12 tRNA genes and 2 rRNA genes are annotated in these 1623 nt (G+C 48.7%); all 14 read left to right on the plus strand.

The features are described 5' to 3' along the window. Positions 1-108, plus strand: a 23S ribosomal RNA gene (locus CU635_RS22760); the annotation flags it as partial. A 127-nt stretch (positions 109-235) separates the two neighbouring features. Next, a 5S ribosomal RNA gene (gene rrf / locus CU635_RS22765) occupies positions 236-351 on the plus strand. A gap of 11 nt (positions 352-362) precedes the next feature. Beyond that, positions 363-435, plus strand: a tRNA-Val gene (locus CU635_RS22770). A 4-nt stretch (positions 436-439) separates the two neighbouring features. Then, positions 440-515 (plus strand) — tRNA-Thr (locus CU635_RS22775). A gap of 16 nt (positions 516-531) precedes the next feature. Next, positions 532-607 (plus strand) — tRNA-Lys (locus tag CU635_RS22780). 87 nt (positions 608-694) lie between these two features. Beyond that, positions 695-779: transfer RNA gene (locus CU635_RS22785), tRNA-Leu, on the plus strand. A 7-nt stretch (positions 780-786) separates the two neighbouring features. Then, a tRNA-Gly gene (locus CU635_RS22790) sits at positions 787-858 on the plus strand. Positions 859-870: 12 nt separating this feature from the next. After that, a tRNA-Leu gene (locus CU635_RS22795) sits at positions 871-959 on the plus strand. A 36-nt stretch (positions 960-995) separates the two neighbouring features. Beyond that, positions 996-1072 (plus strand) — tRNA-Arg (locus CU635_RS22800). 10 nt (positions 1073-1082) lie between these two features. Beyond that, positions 1083-1159 (plus strand) — tRNA-Pro (locus CU635_RS22805). A gap of 14 nt (positions 1160-1173) precedes the next feature. Then, positions 1174-1249 (plus strand) — tRNA-Ala (locus CU635_RS22810). A 23-nt stretch (positions 1250-1272) separates the two neighbouring features. Then, a tRNA-Met gene (locus CU635_RS22815) sits at positions 1273-1349 on the plus strand. A gap of 17 nt (positions 1350-1366) precedes the next feature. Continuing rightward, a tRNA-Ile gene (locus tag CU635_RS22820) sits at positions 1367-1443 on the plus strand. Positions 1444-1459: 16 nt separating this feature from the next. Beyond that, positions 1460-1552 (plus strand) — tRNA-Ser (locus CU635_RS22825). Positions 1553-1623: the final 71 nt, after the last annotated feature.

Below are 1623 nucleotides of genomic sequence, written 5' to 3' on the forward strand. Positions count from 1 at the left end.
AGCGCAAGCTAGTAAGATCCCTGAAAGATGATCAGGTTGATAGGTCAGAGGTGGAAGCGTGGCGACATGTGGAGCTGACTGATACTAATCGATCGAGGACTTAACCACAATTTGAAATGGTGTTCTCGTGTTTACACTTACTTCTTCTAGATTATCTAGTTTTGAGAGAACGAATCTTTCATTTTCTCTTGCAATAATTTTAAAAGGCATTATAATAAAATATGTCTTTAACTTGTCTGGTGACGATAGCGAGAAGGTCACACCCGTTCCCATCCCGAACACGGAAGTTAAGCTTCTCAGCGCCGATGGTAGTTGGGGGTCTCCCCCTGTGAGAGTAGGACGCCGCCGGGCAGTTTAAATTTGGAGAATTAGCTCAGCTGGGAGAGCATCTGCCTTACAAGCAGAGGGTCGGCGGTTCGATCCCGTCATTCTCCATTATGCCGGTGTAGCTCAATTGGTAGAGCAACTGACTTGTAATCAGTAGGTTGGGGGTTCAAGTCCTCTTGCCGGCACCACTATTCTTTTTATTTTGAGCCATTAGCTCAGTCGGTAGAGCATCTGACTTTTAATCAGAGGGTCGAAGGTTCGAGTCCTTCATGGCTCACCATTTTAGAAGTGTGAGAAAATGAAAATCAGAAGTCGGATTCAAAAACTTGTTTCAGAGCAATTTCTTAAAATCTGACATCTAACAAATGCGGGTGTGGCGGAACTGGCAGACGCACCAGACTTAGGATCTGGCGCCGCAAGGCGTGGGGGTTCGACTCCCTTCACCCGCACCATTTTATTGCGGAAGTAGTTCAGTGGTAGAATACAACCTTGCCAAGGTTGGGGTCGCGGGTTCGAATCCCGTCTTCCGCTCTTATTAAATTAGCCGGGGTGGCGGAACTGGCAGACGCACAGGACTTAAAATCCTGCGGTAGGTGACTACCGTACCGGTTCGATTCCGGTCCTCGGCACCAAAGTTTTTTGCGATAGCAAAATAACTTTCAATATATGCGCCCGTAGCTCAATTGGATAGAGCGTCTGACTACGGATCAGAAGGTTATGGGTTCGACTCCTGTCGGGCGCGCCATATTATATCTCGGGAAGTAGCTCAGCTTGGTAGAGCACTTGGTTTGGGACCAAGGGGTCGCAGGTTCGAATCCTGTCTTCCCGACCAGTAAAAACGCGTATGGGGCCTTAGCTCAGCTGGGAGAGCGCCTGCTTTGCACGCAGGAGGTCAGCGGTTCGATCCCGCTAGGCTCCACCATTGATTATTATTGTTTTAAATTTGGCGGTGTAGCTCAGCTGGCTAGAGCGTACGGTTCATACCCGTGAGGTCGGGGGTTCGATCCCCTCCGCCGCTACCAAATAAATAAATGATTATGGACCTTTAGCTCAGCTGGTTAGAGCAGACGGCTCATAACCGTCCGGTCGTAGGTTCGAGTCCTACAAGGTCCACCATTAATACTTATTATTCGGAGGAATACCCAAGTCTGGCTGAAGGGATCGGTCTTGAAAACCGACAGGCGGGTCATACCGCGCGGGGGTTCGAATCCCTCTTCCTCCTCCATATTTTATTTAATAATTTCTATTGTCGCGGGGTGGAGCAACGAGCGTTACTTCACAGAATAAACTGCGAGT

The organism is Bacillus canaveralius, from assembly GCF_002860125.1.
GTDB lineage: Bacteria > Bacillota > Bacilli > Bacillales > Cytobacillaceae > Bacillus_BJ > Bacillus_BJ canaveralius.